Source organism: Streptomyces albus subsp. chlorinus, from assembly GCF_013302895.1.
In the GTDB taxonomy this organism is placed as follows: Bacteria; Actinomycetota; Actinomycetes; order Streptomycetales; family Streptomycetaceae; genus Streptomyces; species Streptomyces chlorinus.
This window is the reverse complement of record NZ_VJOK01000001.1, coordinates 2,528,494-2,540,788: the sequence shown is the minus strand read 5'-3', so window position 1 is coordinate 2,540,788 and position 12,295 is coordinate 2,528,494. Positions and strand designations below refer to the sequence as shown.

Sequence of the window (12,295 nt, the reverse complement as noted above, 5' to 3'; positions counted from 1 at the left end):
GACCCGGCGGCCCGCGCCCGGGACGCGCTGCTGGCGGGCGCCGACCCCGACGCGGTCCGCTTCCTCGACCACGCGCTGCGCGGTCTGGCCCAGGACCTGCGCGCGGCCGGCCGTCCGCTGCCCGTCGTCTACGCGGCCTGGCTGACCGGCCAGGACCTGCACCTCCAGCTCGCCGAGGAGACCGAGGAGCCGCCCGCGCCCTGGCGGTACGGGCAGAACCGGAGCTTCTGGACCGTCCAACGCGCCGACCTGCGCGGCGAGGTGGACACCGAGGCGGCTCCGCCCTACCCCGGGCTCGTCTGCCTGGGGCTGCGCGGGGAGGCGCGGCTGCTGCTCAACCTGGAGTCCGTGCCAGGGCTGGTGTCCGTCGCGGGCGACCCGGAGCTGCGGGACGCCGTGCTCGCCTCCGTCGCCGCCGAACTGGCCACCGGCAGCTGGTCGCAGGTCACCGGGATCACCCTCGTCGGCTTCGGCGCTGAGCTGACCGTGCTGGCGCCCGGCCGGATGCGCCATCTGCCGGACGTGGCCACGCTGTTGCGGGAGCGGGAGGCCGCCGGTCGGGGAATTGCCGGGCGGGAGGCCGTCGGGCGGGCGGGAGCGGATACGGAGGGCGCCGGTGCGTGGCGGTCCGCCCCCTCGCAGGTGGTGCTGGTCGGCGCCGAGCCGACCGGCGAGGAGGCGCGCCGGCTCGCCGCGCTCGCCGAGGGCGACGGGCCGGCCGTCGGCTTCGTCGTCGGCGTGTCCGAGGGCCGGCTGCCGATGCCCAGCGTGGTGTGGGAGTTCCGGATCGAGGAGGACGGCACACTCGCCGCCGACCGGATGGGGCTCGCCGTCCGCGCCCAGTTGCTGCCCGCGCCGTTGCGCGCCGCCGTGGTCGAACTGTTCGCCGACACCGACGACGTCCACACCGAGGGCAGCCGGGGTCCCGGCTTCCGCGTCGACCTGAGCGCGGGCGGGCGTCCGGCGGTGTACGCGCGCCTCATGGGCCGCTACGAGGTCGTCGGCGTCGAGCCGCCCGAGGAGTCGCGCAGCGCGGCCCTCCACGAGGCGCTGGCCCTGCTGCTGCTCAACCGGGACGGGGTGCACCCGCGGGTGCTGGCCTCGGCCCTGTGGCCGAAGGGCGTCGGCGACGACGTCCGCGACGCCCTGGTCGCACGCCTGCGCGACTGGCTCGGCACCGACCCCGACGGCACCCACCGCCTCACCACCGGTGAGGACGGCCGTCTCGCCCTGCGGCCCTCCGTCGTCTCCGACTGGGACGTCCTGCGCACCCTCCACCACGGGTGCACCGGGGAGCGCGGCGCCAAGCTGGCGGCGCGGCTGCGCCGGCGGCAGCTGGCCGACGCGCTCGAACTGGCCCGCGGGCCCCTGCTGGCCGACCGCCCCGAGGGCCGCTACGGCTGGCTCGCCCACGACGTCGCCGAGGCGCAGCACCCGCTGCTCGTCGCCGAGGTCGGTCTCGCGCTGGCCGCCGAGCACCTCAGGGCGCAGGACCCGGCCGCGGCGGTCGGTGCCGTGCGGGCCGCGCTGCGCAGCGCCCCCGCGGACGAGCGGCTGTGGGACGAACTGGTGCGGGCCGCGCACGCCACCGGGGACGCGGACACCCTCGACGAGGCCGTCCGCGCGGTGGTGCGGTACGCCGCCGAACTCCACGGGCCCGCCCGCGGTGTTCCCCCGCGCACCCGCGCCCTCCTCGACGAACTGGCCCCCCACTGGGCGCGGCTCGCCGGGGCCTGACCGGGAGCGGCCGGCCCCCCGCCCCGGCCCCCGCCCCTGTTGCCGGATCGTCACGGTTTCGCGACCGGACGGCGGGGTCCGTCCGCGCCGCCGCCACGTCATACCCCCGCACGCACAGGAGCGGGCGACAGCGTGAGGCGTGAGGAGAGACGGATGGCACGGGGACGCGTCGTGGCGGCGGCACTCGCACTGGTGACGGCGGCGGCACTGGCCGGCTGCACGGGCGGGACGCACCCGGAGAACCTGGCCGACGAGGCGAAGGGCGGGGGGTCCGCCGGGTCGCGGCCCGGCCGTGCCGCAGCCGGACGGCATGCGGCCGGGCGGCACCGAAGGACCCGGCGGCACCGAAGGACCCGGCGGCACCGAGGGGCCCGGCGGCACCCGCACGCCGTCCGACTTCCGTTCGACGTTCGCGCTCGACGTCGACACCGCCTCCTACGGCTACGCCCGGCGCACCCTGCGCGACGGCGCCCGCCCGGCCCCGGCGACCGTCCGCACGGAGGAGTTCGTCAACACCTTCCCGCAGGGGTACGAGCGGCCGAAGGGGGACGGCTTCTCCGTCTCGGCGGACGGGGCCCGCACCGGGGAGCCGGGGTGGTCGCTGATGCGCGTCGGGCTGGCGACGCGGAGCAGCGACCCCGACGCGCCCCGGCGGCCCGCCGTGCTCACCTTCGTTCTGGACGTCTCCGGTTCGATGGCCGAGGCGGGCCGCCTCGACCTGGTCAGGGACGCGCTGCGAACGGCGGCGAAGCGGCTGCGCGGCAGCGACTCCGTCTCGCTGGTGACCTTCAGCGACCGGGCCAGGACCGTACTGCCCATGACACGGCTGGACGACGGCGGCCGGGCGAGGTTCCGCAGGGCCGTCGCCGGGCTGGAGCCGCAGGCCAGCACCAACCTGGGTGCCGGAATGAAGGAGGGGTACCGGCAGGCGGCCGGGCACCGGCGCGCCGGAGCCGTCAACCGTGTCGTCCTGATGTCGGACGCGCTGGCCAACAGCGGTGAGACGGACGCCAAGGCGATTCTCCGCGGTGTCGAACGGCACCGCAGGGAGCAGGGCGTCTCCCTCTTCGGCGTCGGGGTCGGCAGCGAGTACGGTGACGCCCTGATGGAGCGCCTCGCCGACAAGGGCGACGGGCACACCGTCTACCTGTCCACCCGGCGGGAGGCGCGCGAGGTCTTCGCCAACCAGCTGCCCCGCAGCATCGAACTGCGGGCCCGCGACGCGAAGGCGCAGGTCGTCTTCGACCGCGCGAGGGTCGAGAACTTCCGGCTGCTCGGTTACGAGAACCGCGCGGTGGCCGACGAGGACTTCCGCGACGACCGGGTGGACGGCGGCGAGATCGGCCCCGGCCACACGGTGACGGCCCTGTACGCGGTGCGGCTGAAGAAGGGCGCCACGGGCAGGGCTGCCACGGCGACGGTGCGCTGGCTGGACCCCGACAGCCGCACCCCCCACGAGAAGTCGCGTGATGTGGAGGCGGCCGCACTGACTGCGGGCCCGCTGTGGCCGTCCGGGGAGGAGAAGCGCGGAACGGTCTCCCCGTACCTGCGGCTGGCCGCGGTGGCCGCCTACTTCGCCGACGCGCTCCGCTCCGGCGGCGGCCGGGAAGGCGGTGACGGCACGGGCGGTCCCGGCGGTGACGGGGAAAGCGGCGGCGGCACGGGCGGTCCCGGCGGCGACCCACGCGTCTCCCGGGCCCCGGACGCGCCCGGCGGCCCGTCACCCTCCCTCGAACCCGCCCGCGAGAACACCACCCCGCCCCTCCCGGCCGCCCCCTCCCTGCCCCAACTCCGCACCGAGGCCACCCTCCTCGCCAAGCTCCCTGGCCTGCGCCCGGCAGCCGGACTGGCGCGGGACATCGGCCGGGCGGAGCGCGTCGGCTGAGGCGGCCGGCGCCGCGGGCGGGACGGAAACCCGGCCGAGGAGGCGCCAGGGCGGAGCGGAGAAAGGGCCATGGCCCGCGTCCTCGGGGGAAGGGGCGCGGGCCATGGCGGTCCTGGGGCCGGTCGGCTTGTGGGGTCAGCCGATCTGGAGCTTCTGGCCCGGGAAGATGAGGTCGGCGTCGTCGCCGATGGTGGACTTGTTGGCCTCGTACAGCTTGTGCCAGTCGGTGCCGTGCGCCTCGGCGATCGTGCTGAGGGTGTCGCCGGACTTGACGGTGTAGTTGCCGTGGCCGGTCTTCGGGGCCTGCTGCTGCGGCTGCGCCGGCTTGGCGGGCTGCGCGGGCTTCGGCTGGGCCGGCTTGGGCTGCGCCTGCTGCTGCCGGGGCTGCGCCTGCTGCTGGGGCCGGGCCTGCTGCTGGGGGGCGCTGCCGCCGTCGGGGTGCACGTCGGCCGCGGGGCCGCCGGAGGTGAGGCCGCCCGCACCCGCGCAGGACCAGGCGCCGGGGCCCTGCAGCTGGAGGAGCTTCTCCGCGACGGCGATCTGCTGGTCCTTGGTGGCCAGGTCGGCGCGGGGGGCGTACTTGGTGCCGCCGGCCGCGGCCCAGCTGGAGTTGTTGAACTGGAGGCCGCCGTAGTAGCCGTTACCGGTGTTGGCGTGCCAGTTGCCGGAGGACTCGCACTGGGCGACCTTCTCCCAGGTGTCCACCGAGGCGGCGTTCGCACCCGTGGCCGACACCAGGGGAAGGGCGACGGCTGCGCCGGCGACGCCGGTCACGGTGGCGATGCGCGTGGCCTTGGAGGGGCGGCGGTGGCGGCCCTTGCCGGAGAACAGCATGGTCTTTCGTTCCTTACGGTCGCGGCTGTTCGCCCAGGAGTTCGAGGCGAACGGGTTGAGCGGGAGCGACAGTAAGCACAGCTGTCCGAGTTGCTCCAGTTGGGTACGGCGAAGATCGTTACGGTGGCTTGACACGCAACGGCGGCATCTGCGCAGGTGATGCGCTTGCGTGGAGTCCGGTGCCGGCGGGTGTGACGTAACCGTGGGAGACAAGCGTCACAGACTCGGGCGTTTCGGGGCGGGTTGGCGCCCGGACGCTGCGAGGTGCGGAAAAACCCCCTGCCGCACCGGTGTTCGGCGCACCCCCTCGTGGCATGTGGGCGCGTCCCCGCGCGGCTTGTGGGCGCGTCCCCCGCGCGGCTTGTGGGCGCGTCCCCGCGCGGCTTGTGGGCGCGCCCCTCGTGGCGTGCGGGACGGGTGGGGCGGGCGGTAATCTGAAGCGAGCGGCGGCCCCGACGGGGCGTGCCGCACGGCGGTGGGGCTCGCCGGACCCGAACCGCGGCACGGTGCCGCCAACGGTCCCTGCTTGTGAGGGTGCGCGCCCATGAGCGCCCGGCGAGTAGGAGACGGATGTGGCAAGGCTTTCCCGGTCGCGGGAGCGGCCAGGCGGGATGGCGGCGGCCCGGCCCGGCACCACCGGCGGAACGTCCGGCGGCAGCGCTGACGGTATGGCTGACGGAACCTCCGGCGGCCGTGCTGACGGTACGGCGGGTGGCACAGCGGGCGCCATGGTCGGCACCACCGCTGACGGCGCTCCACCCTCCCCCGCTCGACCATCCGTTCGATCCCCGGCGCGGTGGTGGCGCGCTCAGGGCCCCGTGCTCGCCGTCGTCGCCCTCGGCGGCGCCCTCGGCGCCTGCGCCCGCTACGGTGCCGCCCTGCTGTGGCCCACCCCGGCCGGCACCTTCCCCTGGACCACCCTGCTCGTGAACGTGACCGGGTGCGCCGTCATCGGCGTGTTCATGGTGACGCTCACCGAGACGTGGTCGCCCCACCGCCTGGTCCGCCCCTTCTTCGGGACGGGCGTGCTGGGCGGGTTCACCACCTTCTCCACCTACGCCGTGGACGCCCAGCGGCTGCTGGACGCCCGCGCACCCGGCCTCGGGCTGGGCTACCTCGTGCTGACACCGGCGGCCGCGGTGTCGGCCGTCTGGCTCGCGGCGGCCCTCACCCGCCGCCTGATCCGCCGGAGGCGGCCATGACGACGACGGACAAGGCCCTGCGGCTGACCGTGCTGCTGGGCGAGAGCGACAGGTGCCACCACAAGCCCGCCTACGCCGAGATCGTGCACCGGGCGCGCGCCGCCGGTCTCGCCGGGGCCAGCGTCTTCCACGGTATCGAGGGCTTCGGCGCCTCCTCCCTGGTGCACACCGCCCGGCTGCTGTCCCTCAGCGAGGACCTGCCGGTCGCCGTCGTCATCGTCGACGCGCCCGAGCGCGTCCGGGCGTTCCTCCCCGAACTGGAGGAGCCGGCCCGGGAGGGCGTGGTGCTGCTGGACGAGGTGGAGGTCGTCCGCTTCCCCGGCCGCGAGGAGGCCGCGAGGTGAACTGGGTCCTCGTCGTCGCCGGGGCCGCCGTCGGGGCGCCGCTGCGCTATCTGACCGACCGGGCCGTCCAGTCCCGGCACGACACGCTCTTCCCCTGGGGCACCTTCCTGGTGAACGTGGCCGCCTCCCTGATCCTGGGCCTGGTCACCGGCGCCGCCCTCGCGGGGGCCGCCTCCCCGCACGTCCAGCTCCTGCTGGGCACCGGCCTGTGCGGGGCGCTCAGCACCTACTCGACGTTCTCCTACGAGACGCTGCGGCTCGCCGAACAGGGCGCCGCGCGCTACGCGCTGGCCAACGTCGCCGCGAGCCTGGCCGTCGGACTGGGCGCCGCCTGGGCGGGCGCGGCGGCGGCGCGGGCCCTGTGGGGCTGACCCGTCCCGGCGAGGCCGCGGCCGTTCGGAGCCGGCCCCGCCCTGGGACCCGGGGGTCGCCGGGACTCGTGGATCACCGGGACCCGGGGGCCGTCACCAGCCCGGGGGCTTCGCCGTTCCCATCGCCCGGGTCACGGTGATCTCGATGACGACCCGCTCGGGGTTGGGCCGCGGCGGCTTGTAGCGGCGGGTGTACCGCTCCTCCGCGTCGGCGACCGACTCCGCGTCGTCCCGCACCACCGCCGTACCCTCCAGCGTGCACCAGCGGCGCCCCTCCGCCTGGCTCACCGCGACCCGCACCCCGGGCCCCGCGGCCAGTACGTTGCGCACCTTCTTGCTGGAGCGGCTGCTGATGACCCGCGCGATACGGGTCGCCGGGTCGTACGTCACCCCGACCGGCACCAGGTGCGGGGTGCCGTCCGGGCGCGGGGTGGTCAGGAAGCAGGTCCGCCGCTCCTCCCAGAAACCGGGACCGCCGTCCGCCCCGGCCGCCTCGGGGGAAGCGCTGTGTGTGCTCATACGCGGAACGCTACCCGCCCTCGTCACGACCCCGGCGGCGTGGTGGGCCAGCCCAGCAGGCGGGCGCCGATCACGGCGGTCTGGAGCATGTAGCGGTGCGCGGGATCGGTGGCGTCCGCCCCGGTCAGCTGCTCGATCCGGGCCAGCCGGTAGGTGAAGGCCCGCACGCTCAGCGAGAGCCTGCGCGCCGCCTCCGCCGCCACGCAGCCCGAGTCGAAGTAGGCCGTGAGCGTCTCCAGCAGCGGGCCGGCCCCGCCCCGCGCGCCGGTCAGCGGCCCGAGCGTCGCCTCCACCAGATCGGCCATCGCCTGCCGGTCGCGGGTCAGCACCGGGTAGACGAGGAGGTCGGCGGCGTACAGCACCGGCTCCTCCAGCCGCAGCCGCTCCGCGAGGTCGAGGACGCCGAGCGCCTCCTCGTACGACTGCACCACCCCTCCGGGCCCCGGCTGGGCGCGGCCGACCGCGACCTGGCCGCCGCCCGTCGCCGCGTACCCGTGCTTGGCGAAGTGGGAGAGCACCTCCGGCTGGTCGCCCGGCGCGACGCACACCAGACGGCCCTCCTTCGTGGTCAGCAGGACGCCCCGGTCCTGGAAGCGGGCGATCAGCGCCCGCTCGACCTGGCGCGCCACCGGATCGCCCTCGTCGTAGGCGACCGGACCGCGCGCGACGGCCACCGCGTGGCTGTGCGAGAGCCGCAGCCCGAACCGCTCGGCGCGCTCCGCGAGCCGCCCCAGGTCGCTGCGGCCGTGCAGCAGGTCGTCGATGAACTCCCGCCGCGCGGCCTCCTCCTGGCGCACCGCCTGCCGCTGCGCGCGCTCGTACCCCTCGGCCACCGCGTCGACGGCCTGGGACAGGCCCGCCAGCAGGCTGTCGGCGTCGCCCGGCAGCGACGGCCACGCCGCCCGGGCCGCCGACAGGTGCGCGCCGACGAGCGCGCGCAGCCCGTACCCCGCGTCGGCCGCGCGCTCGCCCAGCGCCCGCCGCGCCTCCAGTTCGTCCCGCGTCAGGCGGCGGCCGGTGGCGCACACCTCGGCCAGGATGTCGGCGTACCCCTCCAGGTACGCCTCCGGTATGTCCGCCGTCGCCCCGCTCACCCGTACTCCCGCATCTTTGACGTCGCCCTGACGGTTCCTTGACGCCGTCCGGCACGCAGACCCTAGAGAAGACTGCCGGATCCCGGCAATGCGAGCGGGTCCCCGCCGACGGCAGGATGCCTGCCACGGGGGAACGACGGGGGCCCGGGGGACACGGGGGAGAGCCCTCGGTGCCGCGCACCGGCAGGGGGAGCGTTACGGGGGCGGCGCGCGGCACCGGGGCCGGGGCCGGGGGGCGTCACCACGGCGGAGCGGGTGGGAGGTGTTCTCCTCCCACCCGCCCGGGCGCGTGTCCTGAGTCGCGTGCCCTCGGTGGGGCGGCCCCTAGTCGCCGGTGGTGCCGTCGAGCATCTCGCGCAGGATGTCCAGATGGCCGTTGTGGCGGGCCGTCTCCTCGGTGAGGTGGAGGAGTATCCAGCGCAGATCGACGTGGAGTCCGCTCCTCAGCGGGCGCCGGGCCTTGGTGTCCAGGTCGTTCGCGGCGACGAGTTCGCGGTAGCGGGCGCTCTGCGCGGCGTACTCGTCGAGCAGTTGGGGGAGGGGGAAGTCCACGGCGATCCGCATCTCGCGGTCCGGGTCCTCGTCGGTCCACGGGCCCTGGTCCTCCTCGCCGAGGAAGATCACCTGGAACCAGTGGTACTCGACCCAGCGCAGGTGGTTGATCACCCCGCTCAGGGTCATCAGCGGCGAGCCCGGCAGAAGCGACGTGCGGGCGTTCTGAGGGGAGACGCCCTCGCATGTGGCGCGGGCGGTGTCACGGGCGTAGTCGAGGAACGTGGTGAGCTGCGTGCGCTCGTCCCACGCGGGAGGCTTGTCGTCGATACGGGTCACCGCGCGCAGCATTCCCGACCGCGAGGCCGCTGTCCAGGTGGGGGAAGGGGCTTGGGGAGGGGGTGTGTTTCGGAGACCGACTGGTTGGTATGTGGGGCGAGGGGGGCAGGGGGTGGCTCGGCCACGGCATCGTGGAGCGGCTGCTCGGACGCGAACGCGGACCTTCGCCACGCCGAGGCGTTTCCACCCCTTCCTGCGCGGCGGAGTCGGGACCAGGCCCCCGGTCCCGACTCCAGCCGTCTCCTACCGCGCCCCCGCGTGCGCGGTGAAGGCCGCCCACGCGGTGGGGGAGATGGTGAGGGGGTGGAGGTCCGTGTCTTTGGTGTCCCGGATGTGGACCGTCTCCGGCTGCATGGCGACCTCCACGCAGTTGTCACCGTCTGCGCTGCTGTAGCTGCTCTTGTACCAGCTCAGCTCCGTGGTGCTCATAGCTCTCCTCGCAGTCGTTCCAGCAGGCTCACGGTAGCCCGGCAATCGAGAGCCTGGGAACGCAGCTTGCCGAAGCGTTGGAGAAGGACGCTCACGTCGCTGGGAGCGCTGATCAGAGTGCTGGACTGGTGTCCTTCCGTGTAGCCGAACCATTGGTTGTCCTCGGTCTCTGCGAGGTACAGCTGCCCGTTCGTTCCTGCGTGGTCCTCCTGTCGGAGCGGCATCACCTGGATCTCGACGTTGGTGCAACGTCCCACCTCCAGAAGGTGGTCGATCACGCTCATGGTGACGGCCTTACCACCCACGGCCCGTTCGAGAATGCACTGCTCGATGATGAAGCTGAAGGCTGTATTCGGCCGGTCTACGAGGAGCCGTTGCCGTTCCAACCGAGCTGCGACGACCTTGTCGATCTCTGCCTCAGTGTGGGGCGGCATCTGCCGCGCAAGGGACGCTCAGATGTACGTTTCCGGCTGCAACAAGCCAGGGACGGCCCGACATTCGTACGTACACAGGGTGATGGCCTCCTCCTCGATGCCCGCCCATTGCTGGAACCACGAGGCGAGCCCTGGCTTGCGCCGCAAGCTCCACGCGGGGGCGCGGAGGATCTTGCCCGCGAGCGGGCCGAGAACATCCTCCGCCCGCCCGGGCAACTTCTCGGGCGGGAACCGCTTGCCCTGTTCGATCTTGGCGATGTAGTGCTCGGAGTAGCGGACGAGGGGAGCGAACTCTTCCTGGGTGAGGTTCGCTTCGGTCCGCAGCGCTTTGAGGACCGCGCCGTAGGTTTTCAGTCCGTCCGACACTTCGGGGACGGGCTCGCGCTCGCTGGTGGACGGCGCCGGGAATTTCTCGTTCTCCGAGTTCGACGTCATTGCCGAATACCTCTCGTGCTGACAGCCCTTTCCCCGCTCAACCGCCCAAGGATGGGGGGAGGTTGCGCGCCCAGTCCAGAGACGGAACCCGCCCAGACGGAGTTGTACCAGTGGAGTCCCTGTTGCCGGCCTGGGTGCCCGGCAACGCTGGCGGCCATGGAAACAGCCCACCCCCACGTGTCCGCCCGCGCGGACGAGTTCGTACAGAGGTTCTCCGCGACGCGGCGGGGAGCACGCCTGGCCCGCCGTCTGGTGGCGTATCAACTCGACGTGTGGGGCGTCCCCTACGACGCCCCGCTTTCCGAAAAGGCGACGCTGGTCACCGCGGAACTCGCCGCGAATGCGGCCCTGCACGGGCGTATTTCCGGAAGGGATTTCGAATTGCGGCTTTCGCGGTTGTGCGAAACGGGCCGCGTACGGATCGAGGTGTCGGACACCCACCCGGCGTGGCCGGTCCGGCTGGTGCCCACCGCGCTGGAGGACGGCGGGCGAGGGCTCGTCCTCGTCGGCGCGTTGGCCCTTCGCTGGGGTGTGCGGCCCCGGTTGGGGCCGGGGAAGACGGTGTGGGCGGAGGTGGACGGCTAGTACTGGCCCCGTCGCAGACCAATTCCCACTCATTGGCCCTGTCGGTGCAGGCCAATCGGGGCAACACTGCCGTGTACGGCAGCTGTTGGGCGGGCCGCCGTGGACGGAAGGAACGATGCCGACGAGGAGGAGAGCGCGATGGGAGACGGAGAGGACGCCGGACGGCGGTCAGGACGGTCAGAGCGGTCCGGACGGTCCCGACGATCCGGACGGGCGCACAGACCCGACGGGGCCGGCGGGCGGGGCACGTCCGGTGGACCCTCGGACCGGTCCGAGCCGGGGCCGCCCCGGCCGGGCCGGCTCGTCGTCGGCGTGAGCGGGTCGCTCGCCGGCCTGGCGGCGCTGCGGGCCGCCGCGCGCGAGGCCCGCACCGGTGGCCGCGCGCTGGTGGCCGTGCTGGCCTGGGAGCCGCCCGAGGGCGAGGCGGCCTACATGCTGCGGCCCGACCGGGAATGGGCCGCGTACTGGCGGGAGGACGCCCGCGCGCGACTGGGCCGGGCCTTCGACGAGGCGTTCGGCGGAGACCCGCCCGGCGTGGTGGCGGTGGAGCGGCGCCTCGTACGGGACCGCGCCTGGCGGGCTCTGTGCGGCGCGGCGGACCGTCCCGACGACCGCCTGGTCATCGGCGCCCGCGGAGCGCGGTGGGGCCGCCGCTACGGGGCGACCGCGCGCCGGGTGCTCGCCCGGGCGGCGTGCCCGGTGCTCGTCGTCCCGGCGCCCCACCTGCCGCGCCACGACCGGGCCGCCCTGCGCCGGGCCACCCCGGAGGACTTCTTCCTCAGCCCCGCGTAAGCCGCCCCTGGCGAGGGCGGGAGCGGGGGCGGGGGCGGGTCAGGCGAACTCGGTGACCAGGGCCCGGCAGAAGGCCGGGAGGTCCTGGGGGCCGCGGCTGGTGGTGAGGTTGCCGTCCACCACCAGCTCGTCGTCGACGACCTCCGCCCCGGCGTTGCGCAGGTCCGTGCGGACGCTGGGCCAGGACGTGAGGCGCCGGCCGCTGAGCACGCCCGCCTCGGCCAGCGTCCAGGGGCCGTGGCAGATGGCGGCGACAGGCTTGCCGCTCTCCATGAAGTCCCGGACGAAGCGGACCGCCTCGGGCGCGGTGCGCAGTTGGTCGGGGTTCATGGTGCCGCCGGGCAGCAGCAGGGCGTCGTACTCCTCGGCGGAGGTGTCGGTGACCTTGGTGTCGACGGGGAAGGTGCCCGCCGGGTGGAGGTCGGACTGGCGGGCGTTGATCTCGCCGGGGTGCAGGGAGACCAGCTCGGTCCGTGCTCCGGCGGCGTGGAGCGCGCCGCGCGGCTGTTCGACTTCGACGCGCTCGACGCCGTCGGTGGCGAGGATCGCGACCTTCTTGCCGTGCAGTTCGTCGGTCATGGTGGTGGGCTTCCCTCGTGTCGGTCGCTGCGGGCGGTACCCGCGCGGTCTGACCCCACCAGGCTCCCATCCGGCCTCCGAAAGGTGTCAAACGGGGCGAATTGCCGTTGGTGGGGATCCACCGAGCCTCAACCGGTGGGGATCCGCCGAGCCTCAACCGGAGGGGATCCACCGAGCCTCAACCGGAGGGGATCCGCCGAGCCTCAACCGAGGGTGACCGAGCC

Annotated in this window: 13 protein-coding genes and 1 pseudogene; 7 read left to right on the top strand and 7 right to left on the bottom strand. The window is 74.4% G+C overall.

Annotation, left to right across the window (positions count from 1 at the left end):
* Both FM076_RS11410 and FM076_RS11405 read left to right on the top strand, forming a co-directional pair.
* On the top strand, positions 1-1,737 hold a 1,737-nt coding region (locus tag FM076_RS11410; protein WP_202034915.1), incomplete at its 5' end, for an AfsR/SARP family transcriptional regulator.
* A gap of 292 nt (positions 1,738-2,029) precedes the next feature.
* Positions 2,030-3,622, top strand: coding sequence for a YfbK domain-containing protein (locus FM076_RS11405; protein WP_430625925.1), 1,593 nt, complete (start codon positions 2,030-2,032; stop codon positions 3,620-3,622).
* A gap of 135 nt (positions 3,623-3,757) precedes the next feature.
* Here FM076_RS11405 and FM076_RS11400 read toward each other — a convergent pair whose 3' ends face one another.
* On the bottom strand, positions 3,758-4,456 hold the full coding sequence (locus FM076_RS11400) for a transglycosylase family protein (RefSeq protein ID WP_173869983.1): 699 nt from the start codon (positions 4,454-4,456) through the stop codon (positions 3,758-3,760).
* A 728-nt stretch (positions 4,457-5,184) separates the two neighbouring features.
* Here FM076_RS11400 and FM076_RS11395 point away from each other — a divergent pair.
* From FM076_RS11395 to crcB, 3 genes are read left to right on the top strand one after another with little or no spacing between them, the layout of a single operon-like run.
* Positions 5,185-5,658: a fluoride efflux transporter FluC gene (locus FM076_RS11395; RefSeq protein ID WP_173874673.1), complete on the top strand. Its 474-nt coding sequence runs from the start codon at positions 5,185-5,187 to the stop codon at positions 5,656-5,658.
* Positions 5,655-6,002: a DUF190 domain-containing protein gene (locus FM076_RS11390; protein WP_173869981.1), complete on the top strand. Its 348-nt coding sequence runs from the start codon at positions 5,655-5,657 to the stop codon at positions 6,000-6,002. The genes FM076_RS11395 and FM076_RS11390 overlap by 4 nt, the downstream gene beginning before the upstream one ends.
* The gene (crcB, locus tag FM076_RS11385; protein ID WP_173869979.1) at positions 5,999-6,373 is read left to right on the top strand and encodes a fluoride efflux transporter CrcB; all 375 of its coding nucleotides are present in this window, start codon (positions 5,999-6,001) and stop codon (positions 6,371-6,373) included. The genes FM076_RS11390 and crcB overlap by 4 nt, the downstream gene beginning before the upstream one ends.
* Positions 6,374-6,466: 93 nt before the next feature.
* Here crcB and FM076_RS11380 read toward each other — a convergent pair whose 3' ends face one another.
* The 5 genes and pseudogenes from FM076_RS11380 to FM076_RS11360 all read right to left on the bottom strand — a co-directional run bounded on the left by FM076_RS11380 (position 6,467) and on the right by FM076_RS11360 (position 10,046).
* Complete coding sequence (locus tag FM076_RS11380; protein ID WP_173869977.1) at positions 6,467-6,892, bottom strand: pyridoxamine 5'-phosphate oxidase family protein; 426 nt, start codon at positions 6,890-6,892, stop codon at positions 6,467-6,469.
* A 23-nt stretch (positions 6,893-6,915) separates the two neighbouring features.
* Complete coding sequence (locus FM076_RS11375; RefSeq protein WP_173869975.1) at positions 6,916-7,986, bottom strand: helix-turn-helix domain-containing protein; 1,071 nt, start codon at positions 7,984-7,986, stop codon at positions 6,916-6,918.
* Positions 7,987-8,310: 324 nt separating this feature from the next.
* Positions 8,311-8,817 (bottom strand): DUF664 domain-containing protein, encoded by a 507-nt coding sequence (locus tag FM076_RS11370; RefSeq protein WP_173869973.1) that lies wholly within the window; start codon positions 8,815-8,817, stop codon positions 8,311-8,313.
* A gap of 243 nt (positions 8,818-9,060) precedes the next feature.
* Positions 9,061-9,246: a DUF397 domain-containing protein gene (locus FM076_RS11365; RefSeq protein ID WP_173869971.1), complete on the bottom strand. Its 186-nt coding sequence runs from the start codon at positions 9,244-9,246 to the stop codon at positions 9,061-9,063.
* Positions 9,243-10,046, bottom strand: a pseudogene (locus FM076_RS11360) (helix-turn-helix domain-containing protein). Before FM076_RS11360 ends, FM076_RS11365 begins: the two are co-directional and overlap by 4 nt.
* 225 nt (positions 10,047-10,271) lie before the next feature.
* On the opposite strand from FM076_RS11360, the gene FM076_RS11355 reads away from it, so the two are divergent.
* Together FM076_RS11355 and FM076_RS11350 are read left to right on the top strand one after the other, a co-directional pair.
* Positions 10,272-10,700 carry an ATP-binding protein gene (locus FM076_RS11355; protein ID WP_173869969.1) on the top strand — a complete coding sequence of 143 codons (429 nt, stop codon included), beginning with the start codon at positions 10,272-10,274 and terminating at the stop codon, positions 10,698-10,700.
* Positions 10,701-10,838: 138 nt separating this feature from the next.
* Positions 10,839-11,492, top strand: a complete 654-nt coding sequence (locus tag FM076_RS11350; protein ID WP_173869967.1) for a universal stress protein — start codon at positions 10,839-10,841, stop codon at positions 11,490-11,492.
* Between the two features lie 39 nt (positions 11,493-11,531).
* Here FM076_RS11350 and FM076_RS11345 read toward each other — a convergent pair whose 3' ends face one another.
* Positions 11,532-12,071, bottom strand: a complete 540-nt coding sequence (locus tag FM076_RS11345) for a type 1 glutamine amidotransferase domain-containing protein (protein WP_173869965.1) — start codon at positions 12,069-12,071, stop codon at positions 11,532-11,534.
* Between the last annotated feature and the right edge of the window lie 224 nt (positions 12,072-12,295).